The sequence below is a fragment of the Corynebacterium tuberculostearicum SK141 genome, assembly GCF_000175635.1.
GTDB lineage: Bacteria > Actinomycetota > Actinomycetes > Mycobacteriales > Mycobacteriaceae > Corynebacterium > Corynebacterium tuberculostearicum_C.
Genome location: NZ_ACVP01000003.1, coordinates 44920 through 64458 on the forward strand (window position 1 = coordinate 44920; position 19539 = coordinate 64458).

The following is a 19539-nucleotide window of genomic DNA, read 5'->3' on the forward strand; positions in this document are numbered from 1 at the left end:
CTTAGGCGCCGGCGAATCCCACGGCGTGCTTCTTTGCAATGCCGACCTCGACGTAGACCACGCGGTCAGTGCGCACGAGGTACTTGCGGCCCTTGTCATCTTCCAATTCCAGGGTGGAGTTATCCGCCAGGGCACTGTTGATCTTCTGCGTCAGCTCGGCCTGGTCACCTGCAGCGCTAATGACCAGCTCGCGAGCGGTATCCGCGAAGCCAAACTTGATATCCATGAAGATTCCTCCTCTAACTAGAGTTTTATTGTCAATGGCCCCACTATAACCATCCCGGCTACTATCAAGGTGTGTCTGACATAAAATCCCAGCCACCGAGCTTCGCGGAACTCGGCGTTGCGGCCGAAATCTGCGATGGTCTCGCCACTCGTGGCATCACGCGTACTTTTGCAATCCAGGAATTAACCCTGCCCATCGCGCTATCCGGCCAGGACTTGATTGGCCAAGCGCGCACCGGCATGGGCAAGACCTATGGCTTTGGCGTGCCGCTTTTGGACCGCGTCTTTGATGATGCCGATATCGACGAGCTCGATGGCACCCCGCGCGCCCTCGTGGTGGTCCCCACCCGCGAGCTTGCCCAGCAGGTCACCGAGGACCTGCAGGTGGCTGCCGCCCACCTGCCCGTGCGCCTTGCCTCCATTTACGGCGGCCGTCCCTACGAGGAACAGATCAAAAAGCTCAACAAGGGCGTCGACGTCATCATTGGCACGCCCGGCCGATTGATCGATCTCCACGAGCGCGGCAATCTGCAACTAGATCGCGTGGCTATCTTGGTGCTCGATGAGGCCGACGAGATGCTGGACTTGGGCTTTTTACCCTCGGTGGAGGCTATCCTCAAGGCACTCGATGGCAATGCCCACCAGACCATGCTCTTTTCCGCCACGATGCCGGGCGCAATTTTGACGCTCGCCCGCCGGTTTATGGAAAAGCCCATCCATATCCGCGCCGAATCCGGCGAGCAGGATTTCACCCATTCCTCCACTCGCAAGGTCACCTTCCAGGCCCACCGCATGGATAAGGTTGCCGTCGTCGCCCACGCCCTGCAGGGCTCCGGCCGCGGGCGCACCATCATCTTCGCTCGCACCAAGCGCGCGGCCGCCCAGTTGGCCGATGATCTTGCCCGGCGCGGCTTCCACGTGGGCGCGGTCCACGGCGATCTGGGGCAAAAGTCGCGCGAGAAGTCGCTCCATGCCTTCCGCACCGGCCAGGTGGATATCTTGGTCGCCACTGATATTGCTGCCCGCGGCATCGACGTTGATGATGTCACCCACGTCATCAACTATCAGGTTCCGGATGATCCGATGACCTTTGTCCATCGCATTGGCCGCACGGGGCGCGCCGGCCATACGGGCACCGCTATCACCATGGTGGGCTACGATGAGCTGGGCAAATGGCAGGTTATTAATGATGAGCTGGATTTGGGTGAGCCGAATCCGCCGCAGTGGTTCTCCACGTCTCCGGAGCTGGCCCAAGCGCTAGACATCCCCGCGGAGGTAGACGAAACTGTCGGCCCTGAGACCAAGGTCGTGGGCCAGGTGCCTGTCCGCGAGAAATCCCCCACCCGTACCACCGCGCGCCGCGGCAGCTCTCGGCGCCGGCGAGGAGGCCGCCGATGACTAAAGCTCCCATTTTGCGATCGACGCCCGCCGATTGGAAGGCCACCGGCATTATTGCCGTGGTCTGCGCCATCGCGGTCGGCGGGGCGGCTATTACTGCCAATATTAATCAGGCGCATCTTAGCCAAGCGGCAGTTCCTGGGGATAAGGATGCACCCGCGCTTGCCGACGTCCCCGAGGCCCTCCACGAGTCCTTCAGCCTCCCCAACGCACCGGTTCCTGGCCAATACCGGGCGGTTTCGGCGCACGGCCTGACCATCACGCACGCCGATCACACGCTCACCGCCACTAACCCGGACGGCTCCGAGGCGTGGACTTATGAGCGCACGGACGCGGATCTGTGCTCGCTGTCTACTGCATGGGGCAAGATCGTGGCGTCGTATAAGACCGGTGTGGGCTGCGGGGATACCGTGGCGATTGATGCCGCAACTGGTGAGTATGACAGCACCCGCAGCGCCGTCAACTCGGAAGAGGTAGTACCCGTTTCCTCCAATGACCGGGTAGGAACGGTCTCCACCGACCGGATTGATCTGTGGCGCTCCGATATGGTGCGCACCGTGGAATACGGTGACGTGGAAGCAAAGCAGGAGCCGGACAAGCAACCACATGAGGACTGCACCATTAGCTCCGCCCTCACCCGTACCGAGAATTTGGCGCTGACCGAGTCCTGCCCCGATAAACCGGGCACCACCTGGTTGCGTTTCCAAAACACCACCCCTGATGATTCCCGTGAGCCCGATATCGCTGCCGATGTGGACATAGCCACCGACGGCGCCCGGCTTGTCGCTGTGGGACAAAAGGCCGCCGCCGTCTACCGCCCAGGACCGCACCCCACGATCGAGTCCTATAACAATAAGGGCGAAAAGCTGGACTCTACTTCGGCAGAGCCCTCTCCAGACATTGACGCAGGCGCCTCGCCGTTCGCCCCGGCAACCGCGGATCTTCCGCACCATATGACGTGGTTTGATGGCTCCCGGCTCTATCTCTTCAAGCCGAGCGACCTCGCAGTGGATCACGTAGTAGAAGATGCCATCGGCACCCCCATCGCCGTCGACGAGCACATGTTGGTGCCTACCCAAGAAGGCATTGCTGTCATGGATTGGTCCACCGGCAAAACCCTGCGAACCATCCCGGTTGATCGCGGCAGCTACCACGGCCCCGTCTACCTCACCTTGGCGGGCGACACCATCGTGGAAACCCGCGGCGATCAGGTCGTGGGCCTAAGCGCCGATTAACACCCTCCACTACAGAAAGGGCCGCGCCTTCCGGATTTACCCGGGGCGCGGCCCTTGTGCGTGGCAACGAATTTAGAAGTTTGCTGCCGCCCACTCGGTGGAAGCGCGGACGAACATGAGCAGGAAGATGACTACGGCGGCGCTCGCCAAGGTCACCGCACCAAGTAGCGGCGATCCGCCGCTAAACATCTGGAAGGAGCTCGCTGCCAAGATGAGCTCCACCAAAATAATGGCTCCCCTACCCCAGCGCTTTCCCTTGACCATGGCCCAAGCACCGACAATGACAAAGCCAAAGACAATAAAGATAAATAGTGCGGTGCCCAGCCCCACAAAGCTCCCGGAGCCAGAGTCCGAGACCATGGAACCATTTTCTGCGCCGGTCACCTCGCGCACAATCAGAAAGATACCGAAGCAGATGACGGCGATGGACTGAACCACGGCGAGCGCTGCGGCCACGAGGACCGGCTGTGGCGCGCCCTGTTGGGGCTTCGCCTCACGCGCCGGCTGCGCTGAGGCCGCACTTTGCTTTTTGTTTACCTGCTTTTTCTTCTGCTTAGACACAAACCCACAGTCTACTCACCGGTCAACGCCATTTCCTTGTGCGCCACTCAGGTTTCGCAGGGGCAGGGGCTAGCCGGGCAGATTTGACGCTTCTTCAGTCACCGCACTCAATGATTTTTGGGCAATACGCCAGTTCAGCGCGTTTCTCACAGGCTTCTTTCAACTCACACGTCGACCTAAATGACCCCCACACTAGTTTCATTCACGTGAGGTTGACCACAATTTCGCCTCTACCCCTAGCGGAGTCTGAGTAAACATGTCATGATTCTGGGGTAGCAAAAAGAAAGAGGACGTAAACCTCTTCTTAACTTGAAGGAAACTTCAAGTAACCACACTGTGAACCATTGGCGGCGGCGACGCTGGCCCGACCTCGAGACCGGGCCCCACTGCACGCAGACCAGTTCACACAACCACCCACCCTGGCATTGGTTGCTTTTCATTTTCGTGAAAAGTGCTTGTGCTTACTGCTGTCGAATTTTTGTTAGGAGATATCAATCATGGATTGGCGCCACGAAGCTGTTTGCCGCGACGAAGACCCCGAGCTGTTCTTCCCAGTAGGCAATTCTGGTCCTGCACTTACCCAAATCGCTAAGGCCAAGCTGGTCTGCAACCGCTGCCCCGTTGCCTCTTCCTGCCTGAAGTGGGCGCTGGAATCCGGCCTGGACGCCGGTGTCTGGGGCGGCCTGTCTGAAGAGGAGCGCCGCGCCCTCAAGCGTCGCCGCAACCGCGGCCGTGGCCGCGCCCGCGTTTCCGCTTAATAAGCGGCCCCCAATTTTCGTTTCGGCGCCCTTAGCCGCTACAGTTGAATAAAGTTCAGATACCCTCAACGAAGGAGTGCGCAATGAGCAAGCGTGGTCGCAAGCGCAAGGATCGCCGCAAGAAGTCCGCTAATCACGGCAAGCGTCCTGGCGCATAACGCACAGCATTACTCAAAGCCCGGTTCCCTCGGTCACTTCGACCGTAGAACCGGGCTTTTGCTATGTCAGACGCACATCGATGTCGTCTCCTAGCCCCCGCTTGACCTCTCCGTGCCTTAAGTCCAATGTGATCGGGCCGAATTGAACACATTGGGGTCTCAATTCGGCCCTTCCGCCCTCAATTCGGCCCGATCAGTATGGACTCAAGCAAAAAGTTGGAAGATCATGAGACCAGACCCCACCACAGCGGATGAGCAACAGTGCCTACCACGCCGTGTCGATGCGGGTGATTTCTACAGAAATGCGGCGGCGCAGCGCCTGCGGCGCCTTGGCCTGGCCGTTACAGCAGTTGCGCACCAGGGAGCGGATAATCTCCTCGCTCTCGAGGCGCTGCTGACAGAAATCGCACTGGGCGATGTGCTCGCGGATAGCGAGTGCGCGGGCATAGGTGGTCGATTCATCGAGAAGCTCGCATAGGAGGGCCTGTACCTCTGGGGAGCTACACGCACCACAGTTGTGTTCCGTTGCGCGGTCCATTACTTCTCCTCCATGTCTGGGTGTTCTAATCCAATGCCTTGTTCTCGTGCCACGTCTTTCAACGCTTTCCGGAGCAATTTTCTTCCCCGGTGCAACCGGGACATCACCGTGCCCAGTGGAGTATCCATGATTTCTGCAATTTCTTTATACGCCAAGCCCTCTACATCCGCGTAGTACACCACCATTCGGTAGTCATCGGGCAGGTCATTCATGGCCTCTGAAATGGTGGCGTTTGGCATGTCCTTAAGCGCAGCTACCTCGGCGGATTCCAGGCCAGTGGAATCGTGTCCCGCAGTGGTATAGAGCTGAAAATCGCTCAGGTCATCGGCCGAGGACTCCGTGGGCCGGCGCTTCGCCTTGCGGTAGGAGTTGATGTAGTTATTGGTCATGATGCGATACAGCCAAGCCTTAAGGTTTGTACCTTGCTTGAAGGAATGAAAGGACTTATAGGCCTTGAGGTAGGTCTCCTGCACGAGATCCTCAGCATCTTGCGGGTTGCGCGTCATGCGCAGGGCACCGCCGTAGAGCTGGTCTAGCAGGGGCAGCGCTTCCGCTTCGAAGCGGCGCTGCAGCTCCTTTTCGCTGATTGTTTCTTTAGCCACAATTTCTATCCTAACGCGTCGCGTTAGGATCCCAGTCATGTCTAAAAAGTCCCCGCATGCAGCCACCCCAGCGCTTAAAGTCGTGGAAGATGCCGGCGTAGACCACCACGTCTACACCTTTGAGGCGGGCAAGGATCACTTCGGCGATCACGCCGCGGCGGCCCTCGAGGTAGAGCCGGAACGCGTGCTCAAAACCCTGGTCATCGATTTAACGGCGGGCAAAGGGTCCAAGCGGCAGTTGGCGGTGTGCGTCATCCCTACCACCCACCACCTGAGTCTCAAGAAAGCCGCGGCCGCCCACGGCGTTTCTAAGGCCGCCATGGCGGATCCGCATGACGCGTCCAAGTCCTCCGGATACATCCCGGGCGGCATTTCCCCGCTGGGACAGAAGAACCCGCTGCCCACGGTGATTGAGGAAACTGCCGTGCTTTTCGATACCGTTTTCATCTCCGGCGGGCGCCGCGGGCTGGATATCGAGCTCAATGCGGAGGACCTCGCAGAGCTGTGCTCTGCCAGCTTTGCCGATCTACTCGCCGAGTAGCTCCGGATAATCGTTGGATACGCTGCCTACAGCCTTGTCGGCGGGGTGGGTGTGGAAGCCACGAAGGGGCGTCGGCAAGAGCAGCTCAGCGGCTTCCTCGGGGCTGCCTTCCAGCCAGGTACGCATTTCTTCGGCCGCCAAGAAGCGAGGCAGGCGGTGGTGCAGCCACTCCATTTCTTCCGTCGCCGCAGTGGTAACAATCGTGGCAGACAGGCGGTCCAGGCCGGTGTCCCATAGGCCTGCCGCCCACAACAGGCCCTCTTCCGCGCGGACGAAATAGGGCTGCTTGCCGCCTGCTTCTTGGTGCCATTCGTAGTAGCCGTTCATGGGGATAAGGCAGCGCTGCCCCTTAAAGGCATGCCGGAAGGAGGGCTTGCTGGCCACCGTCTCCGCCCGGGCGTTAAACAGCGGCGGGCCGTCCAGGTCCTTCTTCCAGTGCGGCAGCAGTGCCCACCGCGCAGGGTCGACCTGGGCGAGGCTTTCGCGCACGCGCACTATCGCCACCGGCTGGGTGGGCGCAATATTGTAGCGCGGGCCTGGGGTGCCTTGTGGGGCGTGGACCTCAGTAACTCCGGGCAGTGCGCCCACTTCATCGAGAAGGGACTCGGTAAAAAGAACGAATCTTCCGCACATGCCCTCTATTATGGACGATATGTCTCAACCTTGGTCCGCCCCGCAAGCGGCAGGCCCCATTACGTGGGCCCAGCACGTGCCGGGCTCGAAGTCTATTACCAACCGCGCCTTCATTCTGGCGGCGTTGGCCGATGGCCCCTCTACCCTGCGCGCGCCGCTGGTCTCGCGCGATTCGCAGCTGATGGAAAAGGCCCTGGAATCTATGGGCGTGCGCTTCGAGCACGAAGGCGAGGATATCCACGTCACCCCAGGCCCGCTTAAGGGTGCCACGGTGGACTGCGGCCTAGCCGGCACCGTTATGCGCTTTATCCCGCCGGTTGCGGCCCTGGCGGACGGCGCCGTGCTTGTCGACGGCGACGAGCAGGCCTACGCCCGCCCCATGTCCACCACCCTAGATGCACTGCGCCAGCTCGGCGTCGAGGTGGACGGCGATAGCCTGCCCTTTACCGTCCGCTCGCACGGGGTACCGGAAGGCGGCGAGGTTACTATCGACGCCTCTGGCTCCTCGCAGTTCGTCTCCGGACTCCTGCTGGCCGGCGCGCGCTTTGCCAAGGGCATCACCGTCACCCACGAGGGCGGTCCCCTGCCGTCTATGCCGCACGTGGAGATGACCGTAGGCATGCTGCGCCAAGCCGGCGTACGCGTGGATTCCGGGGAGAATACCTGGACCGTACACCCTGGCCCGATTGCCGGGCGGGAGTGGGCAATCGAGCCGGATCTCTCCAACGCCACGCCCTTCCTTGCCGCCGCTGCCGTCACCGGCGGCCGCGTGACCATTAAGCGATGGCCTGCCAATACCACCCAGCCGGGCGACGCCATTCGGCATATTTTGGTGGATATGGGTGTCATGGTCACCCAAGAGCCGGGCTTTGTTACTGCCAAGGGCGCCAAAGACGGCGCGCTGCAGGGGATCGAGCGCAACATGGGCGATATTGGCGAGCTCACCCCCACCGTCGCGGCATTGTGCGCCCTGGCGGACACCCCCTCTACCCTGACCGGCATTGCGCACCTGCGCGGGCACGAGACCGACCGTTTGAAGGCGCTGGCGGATAATATCAACGCCCTCGGCGGCAAGGTCACCGAGCTTGCCGACGGCCTACACATCGACCCCGCCCCTCTCCACGGCGGGGAGTGGCCGTGCTACGCGGATCACCGCATGGCCACCGCGGGCGCGATTATCGGCCTGCGGGTACCGGGCGTAGAGGTAGAAGACATTGCCACCACCGCGAAGACCCTTCCCGGCTTCGACCGCATGTGGGAGACGATGGTGGACCCCGAGCAACAGGAGAGCAATGGCTAGGCGTTTCGGTTCTTTCGATGAATCCGATGTGCGCGTGCGCCCCGGCAAGGGCTCGCGGCCGCGTACTAAGGACCGCCCCAAGCACAAAGATGCCAAGTTCGGCATGGTCATCACCAAGGACCGCGGGCGCTGGGGCGTAGCGCTAGACGACGGCCCGCGGGTCACCGCCATGCGCGCCCGCGAGCTGGGCCGCACCGCCATCGAGGTAGGCGACCGCGTGGGCGTCGTGGGCGATACCTCCGGCAAGAAAGACACCCTAGCGCGCATTGTGAAGCTGGAGGAACGCACCTCCGTCCTCCGGCGCACGGCGGATGACACCGACCCTTATGAGCGCATCGTGGTGGCGAATGCGGACCAGATGCTCATCGTCACCGCCGTGGCCGATCCGCCGCCGCGCTCCGGATTTGTCGAGCGCGCCCTCATCGCTGCGTTTGTGGGCAATATCCACCCCATCCTGTGCTTGACCAAGACCGATCTCACGGACCCTGCTCCCTTCGCGGCGGAGTTCGCCGATCTCGATGTCACGGTGGTGGAAGCCGGCGTCGACGACGGGCTCGAGGCGGTACGCCACCACATCGACGGCCACGTCACCGCGCTCATCGGGCATTCCGGCGTGGGCAAATCCACCCTGGTCAACCGGCTGGTACCGGATGCGGATAGGGAGACAGGGGAAGTATCGGGCGTCGGCAAAGGCAGGCATACCTCCACCCAATCGGTGGCGCTCCCCCTCCCCGCCGAGGATGCCTTCACCGGCGGCTGGATTATCGATACCCCAGGCATCCGTTCCTTTGGCCTCGCACACGTGGATGCCGATGACGTGCTGGGCGTCTTTGAAGACCTTGCCGCAGCCATCGAGGACTGCCCCCGCGGTTGTACGCACATGGGCCCGCCTGCGGACCCAGAATGCGGCCTCGATGATCCTGCGCTTATCTCCCCTGATACCGCCAGTGCGCGGCGGCGCGACGCGGTGCGCGGCCTACTCGAGGCCCTGCGCACCAACGTGGAGTGGGAAAATTAGAGGTGGAAGCCGGTATCGGCCATAACACCCAAAATGCCATCCACGATGCCGAAGAATACATCGAGGATCTGGCCCCAGGTGCCCTGGGACGAGGTCTCTAGCAGCGCCAGCCACGGGGTGGTGGGCACGGCGTCGGCAGCCGCATCTGCAGCTGGGGTGGTATCTGCCAGGGCGGCCGGCGCGGCGATGAGGGCTGCGCCTGCGGTAACGGTGGCCGCAGCGAGGTTCTTGAAACGCTGAGTCATGTTTTCTCCTTGAGTTTTAGAGCAATTCTACGAGGAAAGGGAGTTCGGTGGGGTGATAAAAGGCCATGAACTTATCCAGTGCATCGCCCACGGCCAGCTCCGCGTCTTCATCGCCCAGGTCTGCGGTATCGATAGCCTCGATGGCCTTTGCGGTGGTTTCCTCGGACTCCGCAATATCCACGTGGATGGCTGCTAGGTCATCCTTGCTGAACTGCGCCGGCTTGAGCTCTACCACCGGCTCGCCCATATCCGGGCGCGGGGTGAGGACAGAATCATCCAAGTCTACCGAGATAACCACGCGGCGGTGCGGGAACTTCTCTTCATCGCCGATGGCCAATAGGCGCATGGAGGCCATAGAGGCCTCGAGGAAGGCCGAGTAGGCAATTTCTTCTTCATCGCCCTCGGTATAGAACTCCTGCAGTGCAGGGGTCACCATAAAGCCCCAGCCGGAGCGCGCGGACAGCGAGCCGGTTTCTTCCAGCTCCGCCAGCATGGCGTAGGTCGCAGGGATGTAGACGCGGGCTTTAGCCACTAAAACTCACCTTCAATATCGAAGACTGCCTGGATTTCAACGGAGACGCGGTCAAAGCTGGTGTACAAAAAGCCCACCATGCCGGATTCCACGGCGGCACGCACGTTGAGGATGGAATCATCAACCATGACACAGTCATTGAGTGGCAGTTCTAGGGCATCTGCGGCCGCCTGGAAAGCAGCGGACTCAGGCTTTTCCGCCCCCACCTCTCCGGAGAGAACGACTGCGTCGACGTTTCCGCGGTACCCCCACTCGCGGATGTGCTCCGCGCCTGGTCCGCCTGGGTCATTGGACAGGATGGCGGTTGCTGCGCCATTTGCCTTGGCGGCGGCCAGCAGCGCTTTCCAGCGGCGGTTGTCTTCTTCGGTGCCGTCAAGGACGCCGACATAGTCAACGATTAGACCACGCATGTACTTAAATCCTTTGGTTACGATTCTCTTTAACTCCCCGAGAGTATAGCGAACCGCGCGCTCATTCGCGCCCATCCCTTTCAGGAAACCCTCAGAAATGGCGGGGTTGGGGCGGGCATGAGACAATTATCACGCGTCCGCCTCCTGCCCTTATTCAGGAGCACTACTTCCCCACCATGTACGAGCCCATTCCTGGCTACTCGCACCTCAAACTCTTCATTGCACCCCACCGCGTGCACTATGGCCGCTTGCCGACGTCCGCGGAAGTCGCCGCCCAGCACCGCATCCAAGGCTGGGTAGTCTTCGCGCTGGAGGTAGCCGCCGGCTATCGCCCGCTAGCCCATCTCAATTCCCCGCGCTATTCGGATGCCATCCGCCTGCACATTGGATCGTGGGTACGCCGACGCACAAGCCCCTATGCCACGGACAGACTGCAATTGACCAGCCTGCACGCGCGGCCCAATGGCGAGTACTTTGGCTCCGCCTACATAGGCCAACAGCAGCATGCATTTACGGGCTCGGCGAGCCCCACCGGTTTAACGTCATTCCGCTTGCTCTAACTCAGCGGGCAGGGCTTAACGCCTAGGAAAAGAACTGGCCCAGGTGAGAAAGGATCTCGGACCAGTCGAGTGCGGACCATCCGAATCCGACGGCGCTGGTCAGCGCCGCCAAACCGGTGGCTAGGAGGCCGCCTTCAAAGGCGGATAGACCGGAATGCTCGTCCGCCGCCGCATCCTCAGGCACGGTTCCCGCAGCATGGTGCGACGCGGCGGCCTGCTCCAAGGGTGCATTGACCTGCTTGGTGATGGTGACAATATCGCGCAACGCCGCCGCGTAGGCAGGAAACTCATCTGGGAACGCGGAGCCGGTTTCCCCGATGGTCGGCAGCTGGGCACGCGGAGAGGTAGCCGCGTTGCCGGCGGGGGCCTGTGGCAAGTCCTTGGTAAACTCACCCAGTTCGGCACGAATTACCGCCTGGGCATAGTTGGCGCCCAGCATGTCGAGGTAATCCAATACGGCCGCTTCGGTGTACTGCTTGCCGTCTAGGGATTGCGTCCGCTCCTCTGGCTCCCACGGGAAGTCCAGCGGGGTGGAATAGATATTGCCATCGGTGCGCGCGGTATTGAGCCGGGCTTTGCCAAAGTAGTACTCGAAGGCGGCGTCCGCTTTGTCCTGGTGCAAAATTCCATCGGCCACCAATGCTTCCTTGCGCTGGGTAGCAATAGCCAGGATGGCGGCAGCCGCGTTATCCTGCTCAATCTTTTCGCCCGAATCCAAAATGATGCGCAACGAGGTGGCAGAATCACGCTGCATCTCATAGGCCACGGCCGGGGTGGCGCCACCGAGCAAGGTGGCAGACAGGAGCGTCGTAATACCGAGACGCAAAGAGCGGCGGCGCATCGTCAGTGAAGATCCTCACAGGAAATAAGCAGAATGGACGGGTTTCTTATATTCTACTCATTTTGTCCTGAAAAGAAACCTGCCCCGCGCCCACTATCACGAGCGGGGGCGGGGCGGGGTTGGGGCGGGATTGGACGAAGGGCGCCGAGGCCTAGGCCTCTACGGTGCCCTCACCGTTGCCGGAAGCGGTAGCAGCGGATTCGCCGGCCTGCTCCTCTTCCTGCTGCTTGAACTGCTTGCGCAGCATAAACAGCTGGCGGACGGTCTCTTCCTTCACGCCATCGTTCATGGCGTTGAACATCTCGCCGCCCTCCTTCTGGTACTCCACCAGCGGATCGCGCTGCGCCATCGCGCGCAGGCCGATGCCCTCCTTGAGGTAGTCCATCTCATAGAGGTGCTCGCGCCACTTCTGGTCGATGATAGGCAGGATGACCATGCGCTCGGTATTGCGCATCTGCTGCTCGCCGCCGATGGCGGTCACAGACTCTTCGAGCTTGTCGTACTCATTATTGGCGTCCTGCACCAGGGCGTCGCGAAGCTGCTCAGCAGAGAGCTCGCCTGGGGAACCATACTCGGAGCCTTCCACCAGCTCCTCATGGGAAATGGTGGGGCCGTAGAGGGAATCCAGCGCATTCCACAGCGCGTCCAAATCCCAGTCCTCCACGTAACCGGTGGCGGTAGCGCCAGCGACATACGCGGACACGGTGTCATCGATCATGCCGCGGATATTGTCCTGAATATCTCCGGCATCAAGGATGTCGTGACGGGTAGCGTAGACCACCTTGCGCTGCTCGTTGAGCACCTCGTCGTACTTGAGGACGTTTTTGCGCATCTCAAAGTTCTGGTTCTCCACCTGCGCCTGGGCACCCTTGATGGAGTTGGAAACCATCTTGGCCTCGATGGGGACATCGTCCGGCACGTTGAGGCGGTTCATCATGTTTTCCATGGACTGGCCCACAAAGCGCACCATCAACTCATCGCGCATGGACAGGTAGAAGCGGGTCTCACCCGGGTCACCCTGGCGGCCGGTACGACCACGCAGCTGGTTATCAATGCGGCGGGACTCGTGACGCTCAGTGCCCAGCACGTAGAGGCCACCGGCCTCGCGCACCTGGTCACCCAGCTTCTTGGAGCGCTCCCTCTCGGAATCGATTTCTGCTTCCCAGGCCTCCTGGTACTTCTCTTCATCCTCGAATGGGTCTAGGCCGCGCTCGCGCAGCTTCTCATCGAGGATGACCTCGGGGTTGCCACCGAGCACGATATCGGTACCACGGCCGGCCATGTTGGTAGCCACGGTGACGGTGCCGGGGCGTCCCGCACGGGCGATGATCTGGCCCTCTTCCTCGTGGTGCTTAGCGTTAAGCACGTTGTGCTTGATGCCGCGCTTAGACAGCAGCTGGGACAGGTACTCGGAGCGCTCCACGGAGGTGGTACCGACCAGAACCGGCTGGCCGGACTCGACGTGCTCGGCAATATCGTCCACTACGGCAGCGAACTTAGCTTCCTGCGTCTTGTAGATGCGGTCAGAGTGGTCGGCACGCTGATTCGGCTTATTGGTAGGAATCGGCACCACATCCAAGTCATAGATGGAGTGCAGCTCGGCGGCCTCGGTTTCTGCCGTACCGGTCATGCCGGAGATCTTCTCGTACAGGCGGAAGTAGTTCTGCAGGGTAACGGTAGCCAGGGTCTGGTTCTCGTTCTTGATCTCCACCTGCTCCTTGGCCTCAATGGCCTGGTGCATGCCCTCGTTGTAGCGGCGGCCGGCCAGCACGCGGCCTGTGAAGCCGTCCACGATCATGACTTCACCATTGCGGACGATGTAGTCCTTATCGCGGGTGAAAAGCTCCTTAGCCTTCAAGGCATTGTTCAGGTAGGACACCAGCTGGGAGTGCTCGGGGGCGTAGAGGTTATCGATGCCGAGCTGATCCTCGACGTATTCCACGCCCTCTTCCAGCACGCCGATGGTGCGCTTCTTGTGGTCCACCTCGTAGTGGATACCCTCGCGCATGCGCGGGGCCAGCTGCGCGAAGACGCTGTAGAACTGGGAGGAACCATCTACCGGGCCGGAGATGATGAGCGGGGTACGGGCTTCATCGATAAGAATCGAGTCGACCTCGTCCACGATGCAGAAGTTGTGGCCGCGCTGCACCACATCATTGAGGGAGCGGACCATGTTATCGCGCAGGTAGTCAAAGCCCAGCTCGTTATTGGTGCCGTAGGTAATGTCGCAATCGTAGGCGGCCTTGCGCTCTGGCGGGCGCATCTCGGACAGGATGACGCCCACGGACAGGCCGAGCCAGCGGTGGACACGGCCCATCATCTCGGCGTCGCGCTTTGCCAGGTAATCGTTAACGGTCACGATGTGGACGCCCTTGCCGTCAAGGGCATTGAGGTAGGCCGGCAGCAGCGAGGTCAGGGTCTTGCCCTCACCGGTGCGCATCTCGGCGACGTTGCCGAAGTGCAGGGCCGCACCGCCCATGATCTGCACGCGGTAGTGCTTCTGATCGAGGACGCGCCAGGCAGCCTCACGGACGGTGGCAAAGGCCTCGAGCAAGATGTCATTCATCTCTTCGCCGTCTCGCAGGCGAGTCTTGAACTCGTCGGTCTTCGCCTTAAGCTCGTCGTCCGAAAGCTCCGCGTACTTATCCTCAAGGGCAATTACATCGTCTGCCATTTTGCCCAGGCGCTTGACCGTACGGCCCTCGCCCGCGCGCAGCAGCTTGGAAAGTCCAAACACGGTTAGTTAGTCCTTCTAGTCGCGACAATAAAGTTAACTCGTCGCTATTGTACTCACTCGCTTTCACAAAGCATCTCCCGCCTAGCACAAAGGGCAGGCGGACAGCCTCCGTTCAGCCTGTATATCCCCCGCAACCTGCTTGCCGACGCCCCCTCCCCTAACCACACATTCGACCCCGCTGCATACTCGCAGCAGGGTCGTTAGCTAAGAGATGTATGAGCTCCTTTAAGCTTCAGCGTCTTCCGACAGGGAGATAATGCCGTAGTCGTAGGCGTGGCGGCGGTAGACCACGGACGGCTTATTGTTCTCCTCGTTGACAAAGAGGAAGAAGTCGTGGCCCACCAGCTCCATCTCGCTCAAGGCATCATCCACGCTCATCGGGGTAGCCGGGTGCTCCTTGGTACGCACGATCTGGCCGGGGCGAACGTCCTCCACGGTCTCAGCATAGGGGTCAACGTAGCGCTCTTCCTTGGCGCGCTCCGCTTCAGCTTGGGCCACCATCTCAGCGGCAATCTCGCCGGTACCCTTTTGTGCACGGTGACCGCCCTTGACGTTTTCGCGGCGCACCTTCACCTTGCGCAGGGAACGCTCCATCTTGCCCAAGGCGGTTTCGAGCGCTGCGTAGAAGGAATCTTCCTTGGCTTCAGCGCGGGCGATATGTCCCTTGCCCGTAGCGGTGATCTGAAGACGCTCCGCTTCGGAGTCACGGCGCGGGTTTGGTTCGTGCTGCAGCTCCACGTGGAAGAAGGTCAGGGTGGGGTCAAGGCGTTCAATCTTGGCCAGCTTGTCATTAACTCGCTCTTGGAAGTGCTCGGGGACCTCGACATTGCGGCCCGTAATCGTTACCTGAGCTTTGTTTGGCTGGGACATTGAGATGCCTCCCTTGAGTAGTGGGGACTAGAATCAATCACAGTAACTATCTCTCTGTGACACTCCTCATGGTAGCACTGGTTATGACCTTTGCGGGAAATTTTTAAGCAACTCCCCTACCTCGAGGGTGGGCGCCACCCCTATCTAGGCATCCGCAAAGACCAATGCCCCGCAGACTTCCACACCCGCGGCCTGCAGGGCGGCGATGCTCGCGGCGAGGGTGGCACCGGTGGTAATGACGTCGTCGGCAAGCAGCGCAGGCGCCTGAGCACTGGGCACGCGCACGCGGACTCGGCCCTGCAGATTTGCCCACCTATCCTGGGCATTGAGCTCGGACTGGTCCGCGGTGGACTGGCCCATAGTAAGCGCCGCGCACACGCCCACGCGCTGGTGCTGCGCCGCGGCGTGACACACAGCGGACACCGGATCTCCGCCGCGTGCCCGCGCCGAACGCGGCCGAGTAGGCGCGGGCACAAGGGTGAACTCGCGCGGGATATCGCCGCGGGCGCTCAGATGGGCCAGCCCGGCCGCGAAGACGGCCCCCACATACTCGCGAACCGGCTGATTGCCTCGCTCCTTCATGCCAATGATGATGCGGCGGCGAATATCGGAATAGGGGCCGAGAGCATAGACGGGCGCGCCGAGCGGCCGGGGCCGCGCCACCATGTAGGGCGGCTGCCGCAAGTGATCGCGGCACTGTGGGCACAAAACCTCGCCCGGCGCGCCGCACCCAGCGCACGCACGCGGAAAAATAAGCTCCCCCAAGCCCATAATCGCCTCTCCCCAGCCGCGCAGGCCCTCTGGCGGCTAATTAGAAACGATAGGGGAAGAACGCCGACCCTGCAGGCCGGAGACCTCGCGCCAGTTGGTTTCATCCATGACGGTGGAAGGAAGCTCAAGCATGGCGTGCGAATCAGTTATAAAGAGCTTGGTGGGCGAGGTTGCCACGGCCACCACGGGGGCGGTGATATTGCCGGTAGGCATGGTCGAGGCCGAGGAACCATCCTGCTCGATGCGCCATACGGGCGACTGGCTCGAGGAAGTACCCACGATAAGCGAGCCATCCGCATTCCAGTCCAGCGAAAGGGCCGAGCCGGATACTTCGGGGCCCACCTCGCGGGCGTTGACGATCCGCTTATCGCCGCTGCTAGATTGGGCAACGGCCGCGATATACACGTGGCCATCAATAATCATGGCCACGCGCGCACCGCTATGGGACAAGCGGATAACGGAGATTTCGCCCTCAATATCGTCGATGCTGCGGGCATCCACCTCGGATTCGGAGATGCGGCCTGTGGTTTTAGAGCGCACCACGCGCACGATGCGATCGCCATCGACCACGGTCCATGCGGCTTGCCCGTTGTACTCGAAGGTCGGCCGTGCCAGTGTGGGACCCTCCACCGAATCTTGCAGCTGGCCGTCAAGCTCGCCTATCTGCAGCGAGAAGTCATTATTGGACTTGCGGCGCACGGCCGCAACGAGGCCGCTTTCGGCAACATCTACGGATTGCACGTCACCGCTGCTGCCCAGCGTGGATTTCACGGGCTCGGCCACGCCATCGTCCACCTCGAGCAGGTTGCCCTCATTGAGGGCGTAGAGCTTAGACAAAGAGGTGCTGCTTTCCTCTGGGTTATAGTCCGCGAAGTCATCCACGCTCAGGCTATCCATGCCCTCCACCAAGTCACCGCCATCGGCCTTGACCTTGAAGGGGCCGGTATGGCCGGCTTCCGTGAGCGTCCACACTAGCTGGGCTGCAAAGAGGGTGCGATCTTGGGCGTCTAGGTCAGCAAGGCCCTCGAATTGGTAGCCCTGTTCGCGATCGTAGCCGGCGAAGGTGACATTCTCCCCCGCTGCCCGGCGGGTAGCGGGAGCAATGCTAGATGAAGGTCCCTCCATCAACAGCGTAAGGAGCGTCGACTCCGATTGTTCGCCGCCCTTGTACAGCCAGCGGCGGTCTGGAACCAGCACATCGTTGCTCTGCTTAAAGAAGTACAGCGATTGTGGGGTGTAGTGATTGCGCATTTCATTGCGCTCCATTACTACTCCGGCCGGCAAGCCATCGACGCGCCACCTATCGTCTTGCATCTTCATGTAGATGACGGCCTCGTAGCCCTCGTTTTCCGGCACGTACGCACCGCCGGATTTCAGGCGGCCGATGATGGTGCCGCGCACCGTGAAGGCGCGCTCATTATCCCTCGAGCTTTGCTTACTTGCGGGCGCGGTAACGATGTCCAGGCTATCGACCACCATCACATCGCCGCTGGCGTCCCAGGCTTCGCGGGCGTTATCGGTTAGGAAGCCGCGCGCGACCTCATGGTCGTTTCCCGGCACGGCGGAAGCCTGGTAGAAATCACGCAACGTCAAGTCAGGATCATCGCCCGGTTGCGGTGCAATGACTTCCTCAGGGCCATTCTCTTGCTGTTGGTAGGTTCCGACTACTTGCGGGCCGGTGTTATTCGGCAGCGTGGAACAACCGCTGACGAAAAGCACGGCCGCTGCGGTGCCGACAACCGCGGTCTTGCGATAGTTCGCTCTCAACACGCTTACTTCCTCCTACCCTCAAAGTCCGGGGCCTTATAGGCGCGCCTGTCTGGGGCGGCCGCGCCGCGGTTAAGTTCGCGTTCCGAAGGCCAGAGGATGCCATCGCCCTCCGCCTCGCCATCGGTGCCCTTTTCGCTCTTGTCGACGTGCGGCGAGCTCATGCCCGAGGAAATGGCCGGCGTTGCAGAGGCAGGCCCGGCATCCGGCGCGGCGGCGCCAGTATCCTGTGCTTCTGGAGCTTCAGCTTCGGGTTCTGCCAGCTCGCTACCGTCTGCAGTGCTGGTGACTGGGGCGCCGGGAATCTCCACGGCGATGGGAGCCTCGCCCACCTCGGTATTCGGGGTGCGCGGAATAATGAGGCGGAAGCGAGAACCAAAGCCCTCGTAGCCGGTAGCATCTAGCGTGCCGCCATGCAGGACGGCGTCCTCGCGGGCGATAGCCAGGCCCAAACCGGTGCCGCCGGAATGGCGCTTACGGGAAGAATCCGCACGCCAGAAGCGGTTGAATACCAGCTCCTCCTGGCCAGGTTTTAAGCCCACACCGTGGTCCGTAACGGTAACGCCCACCGCAGTGTCCGTGGCAGCAACGTCGACTGCCACCGGATTGCCTTCCGAGTGGTCAATGGCATTGGCCAGCAGGTTGCGCAAGATGCGCTCGAGGCGGCGGGAATCGGCCTCGACTCCGATGCGCTCCTCCGGCAGGTTGAGCTGGACCTCCACGTCGAGCTCGCGGGCCAAATGCTCCACCTGCCCGTAGGCCGCCTCCACACACGAGCGCAGATCAATGGCTGCCGTAGACAAATCCGCCACACCAGCATCGTGGCGAGAAATCTCCAGCAAGTCCGCGAGCAATTCCTCGAAACGGTCGAGCTCGCTCGACATCAAGCGGGAAGCGCGCTGGGCGCCGTGCGGCAGGCTATCGCTCTCAGCCTCAATCATGTCCGCGGCCATGCGCACGGTGGTCAATGGGGTGCGCAGCTCATGGGAGACGTCAGAAGTAAACTGCCGCTGCAAATCGCCGTACTCCTCCAGCTGTGCAATTTGGGAGGAAAGCTTATCGGCCATGTTATTGAAGGACGCGGCCAAGCGACCCATCTCATCATCGCTATCGACTGCCATGCGCTCCTTCAAATGACCCGCCGCCAAGCGCTGTGCAATTCGAGAGGCCGAGCGAATCGGCGTAATAACCTGCTGGGTGGCCAGCCAGGCAATGCCCACCAGCAACACCACGACCACTACGCCGGCCGCTGAGAGCAGGCCGCGCATCAACGCCATGGTGGATTCTTCCGATTCCATGGACAGCGCCAGGTAGACCTGGGTATGGGGAATATCGGTATCGGTAGGCGTGCCTACGAGCAGGGCGTTGTAGTATTCGCCATTTTCGCGCGGCGCCGGGAAATACTGCTGCGCAATCTGGCCTTGATCCACCATCTCCCGTAGCTGATCCGGCACGGGGAAATCCTCGGGCGAAGTGGTAACAGAGCCATCCTGGTTTTCCACCACGATGACCGGCTCATAGACCGCCTGGGCATCGCCCTGTTGGGCGGAGAGCTGGCCCAACGCAGCACGCGCAGAGTTGATTCGCACCTGGACGGAGTTAGCAGAACTGGTGGCATCGATCTGCTGTTCCACGGCCGTGCGGGCACGCTCCAGCTCCTGTTGGGCCACGTCTTCCTTCTGGCTGACCAGGCGCTGGGTAAGCACGGACACCAGCGCGTAGGCCAAGATGATCATGACCACCGAGGAGGCGACCAAAATCATGCCAATGACGCGCGCCTGCAAAGAGGTGCGCCACGTTGTAATGAAGGCGTCTCGAATGCGCCTTAGACGCTCAATG

At 61.4% G+C, this 19539-nt stretch carries 22 protein-coding genes; 8 read left to right on the plus strand and 14 right to left on the minus strand.

Translation table 11 applies throughout. From position 1 onward, the window contains the following. Window position 1 precedes the first annotated feature (1 nt). Window positions 2-226 carry a DUF3107 domain-containing protein gene (locus tag CORTU0001_RS00570; protein ID WP_005322370.1) on the minus strand — a complete coding sequence of 75 codons (225 nt, stop codon included), beginning with the start codon at window positions 224-226 and terminating at the stop codon, window positions 2-4. A 71-nt stretch (window positions 227-297) separates the two neighbouring features. On the opposite strand from CORTU0001_RS00570, the gene CORTU0001_RS00575 reads away from it, so the two are divergent. Further along, window positions 298-1623, plus strand: coding sequence for a DEAD/DEAH box helicase (locus CORTU0001_RS00575; RefSeq protein WP_005326552.1), 1326 nt, complete (start codon window positions 298-300; stop codon window positions 1621-1623). Further along, window positions 1620-2858: an Rv3212 family protein gene (locus tag CORTU0001_RS00580; RefSeq protein WP_005326554.1), complete on the plus strand. Its 1239-nt coding sequence runs from the start codon at window positions 1620-1622 to the stop codon at window positions 2856-2858. The genes CORTU0001_RS00575 and CORTU0001_RS00580 overlap by 4 nt, the downstream gene beginning before the upstream one ends. 72 nt (window positions 2859-2930) lie before the next feature. Here CORTU0001_RS00580 and CORTU0001_RS00585 read toward each other — a convergent pair whose 3' ends face one another. Then, window positions 2931-3419 carry a hypothetical protein gene (locus CORTU0001_RS00585; protein ID WP_005326555.1) on the minus strand — a complete coding sequence of 163 codons (489 nt, stop codon included), beginning with the start codon at window positions 3417-3419 and terminating at the stop codon, window positions 2931-2933. 497 nt (window positions 3420-3916) lie between these two features. On the opposite strand from CORTU0001_RS00585, the gene CORTU0001_RS00590 reads away from it, so the two are divergent. Together CORTU0001_RS00590 and CORTU0001_RS12040 are read left to right on the plus strand one after the other, a co-directional pair. Continuing rightward, window positions 3917-4177, plus strand: a complete 261-nt coding sequence (locus tag CORTU0001_RS00590; RefSeq protein ID WP_005322377.1) for a WhiB family transcriptional regulator — start codon at window positions 3917-3919, stop codon at window positions 4175-4177. Window positions 4178-4260: 83 nt separating this feature from the next. After that, on the plus strand, window positions 4261-4335 hold the full coding sequence (locus CORTU0001_RS12040) for a 50S ribosomal protein bL37 (RefSeq protein WP_100067784.1): 75 nt from the start codon (window positions 4261-4263) through the stop codon (window positions 4333-4335). 265 nt (window positions 4336-4600) lie between these two features. Here CORTU0001_RS12040 and CORTU0001_RS00595 read toward each other — a convergent pair whose 3' ends face one another. Together CORTU0001_RS00595 and CORTU0001_RS00600 are read right to left on the minus strand one after the other, a co-directional pair. After that, a complete protein-coding gene (locus CORTU0001_RS00595) occupies window positions 4601-4873 on the minus strand; it encodes an anti-sigma factor (RefSeq protein WP_005326557.1) in 273 nt (90 codons plus the stop codon). Then, window positions 4873-5475 (minus strand): sigma-70 family RNA polymerase sigma factor, encoded by a 603-nt coding sequence (locus CORTU0001_RS00600; RefSeq protein ID WP_005326558.1) that lies wholly within the window; start codon window positions 5473-5475, stop codon window positions 4873-4875. Before CORTU0001_RS00600 ends, CORTU0001_RS00595 begins: the two co-directional genes overlap by 1 nt. Window positions 5476-5512: 37 nt before the next feature. Between CORTU0001_RS00600 and ybaK the strand changes: the two genes are divergently transcribed. Next, window positions 5513-6016, plus strand: a complete 504-nt coding sequence (gene ybaK / locus CORTU0001_RS00605) for a Cys-tRNA(Pro) deacylase (RefSeq protein ID WP_005326560.1) — start codon at window positions 5513-5515, stop codon at window positions 6014-6016. Here ybaK and CORTU0001_RS00610 read toward each other — a convergent pair. Next, on the minus strand, window positions 6002-6649 hold the full coding sequence (locus tag CORTU0001_RS00610) for an SOS response-associated peptidase (protein WP_005326562.1): 648 nt from the start codon (window positions 6647-6649) through the stop codon (window positions 6002-6004). The genes ybaK and CORTU0001_RS00610 overlap by 15 nt on opposite strands. Here CORTU0001_RS00610 and aroA point away from each other — a divergent pair. After that, complete coding sequence (gene aroA / locus CORTU0001_RS00615) at window positions 6648-7949, plus strand: 3-phosphoshikimate 1-carboxyvinyltransferase (RefSeq protein WP_005326563.1); 1302 nt, start codon at window positions 6648-6650, stop codon at window positions 7947-7949. The two genes, CORTU0001_RS00610 and aroA, sit on opposite strands and share 2 nt — an antisense overlap. Beyond that, a complete protein-coding gene (gene rsgA, locus CORTU0001_RS00620) occupies window positions 7942-8967 on the plus strand; it encodes a ribosome small subunit-dependent GTPase A (RefSeq protein WP_005326566.1) in 1026 nt (341 codons plus the stop codon). The genes aroA and rsgA overlap by 8 nt, the downstream gene beginning before the upstream one ends. Here rsgA and CORTU0001_RS00625 read toward each other — a convergent pair. The 3 genes from CORTU0001_RS00625 to CORTU0001_RS00635 are packed head-to-tail and all read right to left on the minus strand — an operon-like array spanning window position 8964 to window position 10154. Beyond that, window positions 8964-9212: a hypothetical protein gene (locus CORTU0001_RS00625; protein WP_005326568.1), complete on the minus strand. Its 249-nt coding sequence runs from the start codon at window positions 9210-9212 to the stop codon at window positions 8964-8966. The genes rsgA and CORTU0001_RS00625 overlap by 4 nt on opposite strands. 16 nt (window positions 9213-9228) lie before the next feature. After that, the gene (locus CORTU0001_RS00630; RefSeq protein ID WP_005326570.1) at window positions 9229-9744 is read right to left on the minus strand and encodes a DUF6912 family protein; all 516 of its coding nucleotides are present in this window, start codon (window positions 9742-9744) and stop codon (window positions 9229-9231) included. Then, window positions 9744-10154, minus strand: a complete 411-nt coding sequence (locus CORTU0001_RS00635) for an HAD-IA family hydrolase (RefSeq protein WP_005326572.1) — start codon at window positions 10152-10154, stop codon at window positions 9744-9746. The genes CORTU0001_RS00630 and CORTU0001_RS00635 overlap by 1 nt, the downstream gene beginning before the upstream one ends. 176 nt (window positions 10155-10330) lie before the next feature. Between CORTU0001_RS00635 and CORTU0001_RS00640 the strand changes: the two genes are divergently transcribed. Next, window positions 10331-10714: a hypothetical protein gene (locus CORTU0001_RS00640; RefSeq protein WP_005322397.1), complete on the plus strand. Its 384-nt coding sequence runs from the start codon at window positions 10331-10333 to the stop codon at window positions 10712-10714. Window positions 10715-10736: 22 nt separating this feature from the next. On the opposite strand, the gene CORTU0001_RS00645 is transcribed toward CORTU0001_RS00640, so the two are convergent. The 6 genes from CORTU0001_RS00645 to mtrB all read right to left on the minus strand — a co-directional run bounded on the left by CORTU0001_RS00645 (window position 10737) and on the right by mtrB (window position 19463). Then, window positions 10737-11555 carry a hypothetical protein gene (locus tag CORTU0001_RS00645; protein WP_005326574.1) on the minus strand — a complete coding sequence of 273 codons (819 nt, stop codon included), beginning with the start codon at window positions 11553-11555 and terminating at the stop codon, window positions 10737-10739. Between the two features lie 151 nt (window positions 11556-11706). Next, window positions 11707-14292 carry a preprotein translocase subunit SecA gene (gene secA / locus CORTU0001_RS00650; protein ID WP_005322400.1) on the minus strand — a complete coding sequence of 862 codons (2586 nt, stop codon included), beginning with the start codon at window positions 14290-14292 and terminating at the stop codon, window positions 11707-11709. Window positions 14293-14517: 225 nt separating this feature from the next. Beyond that, window positions 14518-15162 (minus strand): ribosome hibernation-promoting factor, HPF/YfiA family, encoded by a 645-nt coding sequence (hpf, locus tag CORTU0001_RS00655; RefSeq protein WP_005322401.1) that lies wholly within the window; start codon window positions 15160-15162, stop codon window positions 14518-14520. A 144-nt stretch (window positions 15163-15306) separates the two neighbouring features. Beyond that, window positions 15307-15846 carry a ComF family protein gene (locus CORTU0001_RS00660; RefSeq protein ID WP_244262067.1) on the minus strand — a complete coding sequence of 180 codons (540 nt, stop codon included), beginning with the start codon at window positions 15844-15846 and terminating at the stop codon, window positions 15307-15309. Window positions 15847-15969: 123 nt separating this feature from the next. After that, entirely contained in the window at window positions 15970-17703 is a 1734-nt protein-coding gene (gene lpqB, locus CORTU0001_RS00665) for an MtrAB system accessory lipoprotein LpqB (RefSeq protein ID WP_005326578.1), read from the minus strand. Between the two features lie 2 nt (window positions 17704-17705). After that, window positions 17706-19463, minus strand: a complete 1758-nt coding sequence (gene mtrB / locus CORTU0001_RS00670; RefSeq protein ID WP_034667897.1) for an MtrAB system histidine kinase MtrB — start codon at window positions 19461-19463, stop codon at window positions 17706-17708. Window positions 19464-19539 lie beyond the last annotated feature (76 nt).